5 protein-coding genes and 1 rRNA gene are annotated in these 6,561 nt (G+C 48.0%); 4 read left to right on the top strand and 2 right to left on the bottom strand.

Annotation, left to right across the window (positions count from 1 at the left end):
* Positions 1 to 6: 6 nt before the first annotated feature.
* Both rrf and DXV75_RS13485 read left to right on the top strand, forming a co-directional pair.
* Positions 7 to 122, top strand: a 5S ribosomal RNA gene (gene rrf, locus DXV75_RS13490).
* A gap of 939 nt (positions 123 to 1,061) precedes the next feature.
* Entirely contained in the window at positions 1,062 to 4,274 is a 3,213-nt protein-coding gene (locus tag DXV75_RS13485) for a BNR-4 repeat-containing protein (protein ID WP_245953222.1), read from the top strand.
* Between the two features lie 96 nt (positions 4,275 to 4,370).
* On the opposite strand, the gene DXV75_RS13480 is transcribed toward DXV75_RS13485, so the two are convergent.
* Positions 4,371 to 4,568 (bottom strand): hypothetical protein, encoded by a 198-nt coding sequence (locus DXV75_RS13480; protein WP_281268921.1) that lies wholly within the window; start codon positions 4,566 to 4,568, stop codon positions 4,371 to 4,373.
* A 45-nt stretch (positions 4,569 to 4,613) separates the two neighbouring features.
* Positions 4,614 to 4,964 (bottom strand): winged helix-turn-helix transcriptional regulator, encoded by a 351-nt coding sequence (locus DXV75_RS13475; protein ID WP_115593933.1) that lies wholly within the window; start codon positions 4,962 to 4,964, stop codon positions 4,614 to 4,616.
* Positions 4,965 to 5,131: 167 nt separating this feature from the next.
* Between DXV75_RS13475 and DXV75_RS13470 the strand changes: the two genes are divergently transcribed.
* Both DXV75_RS13470 and DXV75_RS13465 read left to right on the top strand, forming a co-directional pair.
* Entirely contained in the window at positions 5,132 to 5,602 is a 471-nt protein-coding gene (locus DXV75_RS13470; protein WP_115593932.1) for an HvfA family oxazolone/thioamide-modified RiPP metallophore, read from the top strand.
* Positions 5,603 to 5,722: 120 nt separating this feature from the next.
* The gene (locus DXV75_RS13465) at positions 5,723 to 6,556 is read left to right on the top strand and encodes an HvfB family MNIO-type RiPP peptide maturase (protein ID WP_115593931.1); all 834 of its coding nucleotides are present in this window, start codon (positions 5,723 to 5,725) and stop codon (positions 6,554 to 6,556) included.
* Positions 6,557 to 6,561 lie beyond the last annotated feature (5 nt).

The raw sequence follows: 6,561 nt of genomic DNA, 5'->3' as shown, positions 1-6,561 counted from the left end.
TTTATGTCTGGCGGCCATAGCGATACGGCACCACCTGATCCCATTCCGAACTCAGAAGTGAAACGTATTAGCGGCGATGGTAGTGTGGGGTCTCCCCATGTGAGAGTAGCACACCGCCAGACTCCCATTCGAAGAAACATCAGAGCCCACTCATTCGAGTGGGCTTTGTTGTTTCTACGGCCAGAAAAATGGCCGAGTACTAATCCCGCAGTCGCCCGATCCCGAAGGGGGCCCCCAGCCAGTCGCAGAGCGACTGTCGTTCATTACTTGTCGAATGCCATTGGGCATTCGCCATGCTTCTGCGAAGCACCGTTCTTCACCCCCATGTGAGAGTAGCACACCGCCAGACTCCCAATTACACGAAGAAGCCCAGTCTAACGACTGGGCTTTTTTCGTATGTTCGCAATAATATGCGCCTCCCTTATATAGTAAGCGTGTAAGCGTCCGGTGATCTACGATAACGTAAATTATCTTTCGCTTTTTTATCCGTCGTTACTCTGGTGGCCCTACTAGGGATTTAGGCAGGTTGAAATGCGCCGGTTCAGTAAACCGTGTAGCCTGATGAATTTTGTGGGTTTAACGCCCAACGAGTATTCCAGTGGCGCTCGCGTAGTAGCCCCCATACGGTTCTGTTATCCAGTCAAGATGTGGCAGTCTAACTTCCCGCAAAAATTCACTCTTCGGTTAAAAGAATCAAACAAAACCACTCATAAAGCATACAATACATTAACAAATATGATTGATATTGGGTGTATATTGATCTAGCATGTGATTGTTAATGATTGCACATGAATAATAACGCATTGTTATTGGAAGGTTAATACTCAAAAACTTCCAATCGCTTAAAACTGGATGATTATTCGTGCCATCGGATCTTGAATTCAGCAGGCCCAATGCACATCAGGCCGTAGTTGGTCGCTTTCCTGATTTTAATCCAGCCAGGTCATGTGAAGCATTAACAAAGCTTATATTCAGAGTGGTTGGTAGAAGCAGTTAGGCGCGCTCTGGAACCGAGCAAAACTCACTAGCCACCTATTCACATGACTTAAGATGAGTACATTATGAAATACGGAAAGGATACACGCATGCCAATGCTACGTTATCTGTTGTTAGCAAGCTCGTTTTTAGGGTTATCTATTCAGCAGGTAAACGCTGAAGTGACTCTGGAAAGCCAGGTAAAAATTGCCGATAACGGCCTACATTTTAATGGTAAAAAACTCAGTTACGGAACACTGGATCTGGCGGATACGTCCGCAGATACTTACGATTATTTCTTTGGGCGCAACATTTCCGCCCACGGCGATTCAGTAAAAACCTATAAAAACTATGTATTTATGACTTGGTATCGTGGTGGTAAGGACGATCGGCATGTGATGCTATCCCGGTACAACACCATTACTGGTGTTGTGAAAACCATTGAATTTCCTCACCAGCACACCGGATTCCGAGGCGATCCCAATATTGGGGAATCACACAACACCATCGGCTTGGCGGTAAGCCCGGTCAACGGCACCATTCACATGGTGTACGACATGCACGCTTACGACGACAACAACCATGGCGGCAAGTTTAAAGACGATTACTTCCGCTATTCATTCAGCGTGCCGGGGGCTGCTGAAGTTGCAGATGACGAATTTACATTGGATAAATTCGTTAAGGATACCAGCGAAATAAGCCAGGGCCCTGACGATTACAAGCACTTGACCATGACCGGTAACCTGGCGGATAAAAGTAATTTCGCCCGCCTGACCTACCCCAAATTCTTTACCACGACCGATGGTACCCTATTGCTGTATATGCGTCTTGGCGGCAACAACAATGGCGCCTACGTGTTTAACCGTTATAATGCCGAAAGCCAAACTTGGTCACCGTTTATTCAGTTCAATCATAAAGATCAAAAAAACAAGGGCAATGAATACAACTGGGGCCTGTATGGAAACATGAAGTATTTAAATGGCAAGCTTCGGGTTGGCTTCCAGCAGCGCGCCAATAAAGATGATAAATACCTCTATCAGAATGGTGTGTACTACGCGTATTCTGACCATCCCGAAGGCAATGGCGAGTGGAAGAATCACAAGGGCGAACCTATGACATTTCCACTGCTGAACTCAGACGAAATCAAAGTATTTGAGCCTGGCGACTACATCACACATGAAGAAAAAGACTCGGTATATATCGTTGGCAACTTTGACTGGACAGTAACCGAAAAAGGTGATGTCCACATCATCAGTAAAGTGCGCTCTACAGACAGGAAGCGACCGGACTACCAGGAAGTGAATTTACATTCCTACAAACCAGCAGGTGCAGAAGAGTTTATTATTTCGACTGACTTTGCCGGGGCCAGCGAAATCTATACATCTGGCGACAATGTTTACATTATTGGCTTGCAAAACGGCTACCCTTACGTTGAAAAAGCAAAGGGCGGTACCAATGACTTCACCCGTGTTTACCAGGCATCCGGAGGTACTCAGTTTGATCACGGTGTGATCCACATTGAAGACGGTAAACTTTATTACTACCTGATGGGTAAAGGGTCTGGTACAGAATTGCCGTTGTATCTGCAGGTAATTGATCTGGATTTGGAAAGTGATGCCAACGCGCCTGTGGTTTCCTTTCCTTCGCCGACAATGACTGTCGAAGAAGGTTATGAAAAGTTGTCTCTTGGCATTAGCGCTACCAGCCCGGTTGAAGGCCGTACAATCGAATCAGTGAGCTTATACCTTAATGGTGAACTGGTGCGCACCGATAGTTCTGTTCCCTACCTGTTTGGTCATGGGTCAAAGCCTCATGAAACTGGCGCTATGGGCTGGTTGGATACCCACGAGCCAAACCCCAACCCTCTGCGGGCCGGTACTCATATATTTAAAGCGGTTGCAATTGATAGCGAAGGTGACACTGGCACAGCCACCATGTACCTGATTGTAACGCCAGACGGGCCAACAGTGAGTTTTCCACAATCCGAAATGACTCTGGATGAAGGGTATGAGCAACTCACTTTCAGAGTTGATGCCAGCCCAACCCAGGAAGGCCGTACCATTGAATCTGTATCATTGTATGTCAATGGCGAGCTGATTCGTGTCGACGATTCAGACCCTTACATTTTCGGGCATTCCAATAAACCCCACGAAACCGGTGCAATGGGGTGGCTGGATACCCATTTGCCTAACCCAAATCCGTTTGGGCCGGGAGAGTACATATTCACTGCGGTCGCCCGGGATAGTGCGGGAATAGAAAGTGAAGCCAGTATGACGGTTACCGTTAAGGGCCAGCCAAAGCCTCCAGTGGTAACCTGGCCGAATGAAACCCTGACTGTGACAGAAGGCTATGAAAAGCTGAGTATTTCCTTACAAGCTGAATCGCCGGTTGAAGGAAGAACCGTTCAGTCAGTTACGCTCTATCGTAACGGCGAATTCGTGCGGGAAGATACCAAAGAGCCCTGGAACTTCGGCCACTCGTTTGCGCCATACGAAATGGGCGCGATGGGATGGCTTGACAGACACGAACCAAACCCGAATCCATTGGGAGTAGGTACGCATTATTTTACTGCCGTTGCCAAGGATAACGCCGGGTTAGAGGGGGAAGGTGTTATGACCCTTATTGTGGAAGAAGCTCCGGCGCCGAACGTCAGTTTTGTTGAGTTTGAAATCGATCTGTTCGTTGGCTACCCACTATTCTCGGTATCTGTATCGGCAGCTTCAGACGTGAGCTGGATAGACATTGAGCATATAGAACTCTATTTGGACGGTAGCTTGGTTCGAGACATCTACGCCGGGCCTTACACATGGGGTGGTGAAGGGAATAGTGACGAACTTTTGGGCGCCACATTCGGTACTCACACGCTTAAAGCCGTCGCAACTGACAGCTATGGCCGGGTCGGCGAGGCTGAGACGACGTTCTATGTGAAACCGGGAATCATTTCCGTTGATTCCGAAGATGAGCAATACCTGTCCACCAACATCTTTGACGGCGACTACAGTGATGAGTCCAGTTGGGCTCCGGCACAAAATGGTACTGAGACTATGGTGATTGATTTGGGGGAGTCCAAAACCATTATTGGAACCAAAATGTGGACCAGTGCAGGTGAGGAGATTAATTATCAAGTGTACGTCTCTGAATACCCTGACTCGGATTTTGTTAAAGTCGCCAAGCATCAAAATAATGATGATGATGCTCAACCGACCACCACAGAGTTTTATGCTACCGGCCGGTACGTAAAACTGATGGCAATTGGTGACTGGCCAAACATCAATGAGTTTGAAATTGTTACCGAGTAAAAATAGATTTAGCTGACAATTCCGCCCGCTGAAAAGCGGGCTATCATTCGGAATTGTCTTTCTCATATAGCCGGGTGGCTTTTGTTCCCGGCTTTTTTATGGATGACGGTAGTCAGGCGCGACAAATCGTGGCGCTTCAGTGGTGAAGCTGCTGATACCAAACCATTCCTGCAGGGTTTGACGATAGGTTGCCTCACCCACAACTTTCAGTTTGTCATCGGCAATTGCTTTTGTCAGGCTCAATTCCCCATACCAGATTTTAGTGAACACCTTCGTGCTACCGGAGAGGTAAATATCTACATCGTAGCCCAGATTCTGGCTGCAAACCTGTGGGCAACCCTATTTGACATTAATAAAATATCTCTGATTTTCAGTGACATCAGGGAAGCTGAACTGCATGGTAGTATCACAACCGGGCAGAGCATCGGTTTTCAGAGCGTTGCAGATGTCACGCATTAACCCTTCAACGGTATTATTTTTGTTGGTCATACCCGATGATGCCCATTGCATTCCCCACTTGCTCAATTCGGTCAGGACAGGGCCCAGTGCCTTACCCTGTGCCGTAAGATAGTAGTCACTGCGACGGGTGCCAGTATGTGCTTTGCGAAAACTGATTCCGTTTTCCTCCAGGGTATTCAGGCGTGTTTTGAGCAGGCTGGGTGAAAGGTTCGGGCTGGTTCGAACCTGCATTTTTGTGGGTTGATCGCAGATAGTCCGCCACGGGCTTGTAGAAAACAACAGAAGCCTTTATACACAAATAACTGAACATTTGTGAAAGTTCTTGCAGCGTACCCGGGTCTTAATGCTTACACGTGCCCAGAGTACGTTGGACCATTTCTTAAGTAAGAGGAACTGTTATGAAGCAAGTTAAAAAATCAACCGTTGCTACGGCTTTGGGTGCGGTGATTGTCGGCTCTTTGTCTGTTGCCAGTGCGCAGGCCAATCCATTTGATATGCAGGTATTGGAGTCGGGCTATCAGCAGGTCGTTGCTGAAGGTAATTGCGGTGGCGATAAATCCACTAAAGAGGGCAAATGCGGCGGCGACAAGGCCAACAAAGAAGGCAAATGTGGTGAAGGCAAATGCGGCGGCGACAAGGCCAACAAAGAAGGCAAATGTGGTGAAGGCAAATGCGGTGGTGACAAAGCCGATAAAGAAGGCAAATGTGGTGAAGGCAAATGCGGCGGCGATAAAGCCGACAAAGAAGGCAAATGCGGCGGCGATAAAGCCGACAAAGAAGGCAAATGCGGCGGCGATAAAGCCGACAAAGAAGGTAAATGTGGCGGCGATAAAGCCGACAAAGAAGGCAAATGCGGCGGACAAGCCTGATTTCAGCGCATTTCACCAGCGGTACCCAGGTACCGCTTATTTTTTCGTTAAGGTTAAGTTTTTGGGTGCTGAATACTCTGCAAACTAAAACTGCCAGGCAAATACTGGGCTGAGGTCACTATGAAACTTTCTGGTGCAGGGCTAGGACTGCGCAGAGAAATGCTCCCACAGTTATTGCCCGAACTTCCCAAAGAAGTGGATTTCTGGGAAGTGGCTCCGGAGAACTGGATCCCATTGGGAGGGCGTTTTCAAAAGCAGTTCGCGCAGTGTGTTGCACAGCAGGCATTCACAACCCATGGATTGTCACTGTCGATAGGCAGCACGGATCCTGTGGATACCAATCTGGTGCGGGACATCAAGGACTTTCTGAATCTGCACGGGATCGAACTTTACAGTGAACATCTGAGTTACTGTTCAGGCAACGGGCATCTATATGACCTGATGCCAATCCCGTTTACCGAGGAAGCCGTTAAGCATGTATCGGCACGAATACGCCAGGTTCAGGATATTCTCGAGCGGCCATTGGTGCTGGAGAACGTGTCTTATTACTTGGCTCCCGATCAGCAGATGTCGGAACTTGAATTCATTCGGGCGGTGCTGGCCGAGTCCGGTTGTCGTATGCTGCTGGACGTTAACAATCTCTATGTAAACAGTATTAATCATCAGTACGATGCCTATCAGTTTCTGCAGGGACTGCCGAGCGAAAAAATTGTTTATGGGCACATAGCCGGTCACTATGATGAAGCAGAAGATTTGAAAGTTGACACTCACGGCGCCGATGTGATCGAACCGGTCTGGGATTTGCTGGCTTGTGCGTATGAGTTACATGGCGTTTTTCCCACGCTGCTGGAGCGTGATTTTAACATTCCTGCCATCGAGGTTCTGTTGGCTGAAATAGCGCGAATCAAATCGTTGCAGGCTACTCATGCTGAAAGTGTCAGCAAACTGGGGTAAACGAC

The organism is Alteromonas aestuariivivens (assembly GCF_003367475.1).
Taxonomy (GTDB): domain Bacteria; phylum Pseudomonadota; class Gammaproteobacteria; order Enterobacterales; family Alteromonadaceae; genus Alteromonas; species Alteromonas aestuariivivens.
The sequence above is the reverse complement of the archived record's forward strand: the minus strand, read 5'-3'. Positions and strand labels throughout refer to the sequence as shown.

Excerpts from the sequence above, each read along its gene's own strand:
- DXV75_RS13485 (WP_245953222.1), top strand. The coding sequence starts at position 1,062 with ATGAAATACGGAAAGGATACACGCATGCCAATGCTACGTTATCTGTTG.
- DXV75_RS13475 (WP_115593933.1), bottom strand. The coding sequence starts at position 4,964 with ATGCAGGTTCGAACCAGCCCGAACCTTTCACCCAGCCTGCTCAAAACA.
- DXV75_RS13470 (WP_115593932.1), top strand. The coding sequence starts at position 5,132 with ATGAAGCAAGTTAAAAAATCAACCGTTGCTACGGCTTTGGGTGCGGTG.
- DXV75_RS13465 (WP_115593931.1), top strand. The coding sequence starts at position 5,723 with ATGAAACTTTCTGGTGCAGGGCTAGGACTGCGCAGAGAAATGCTCCCA.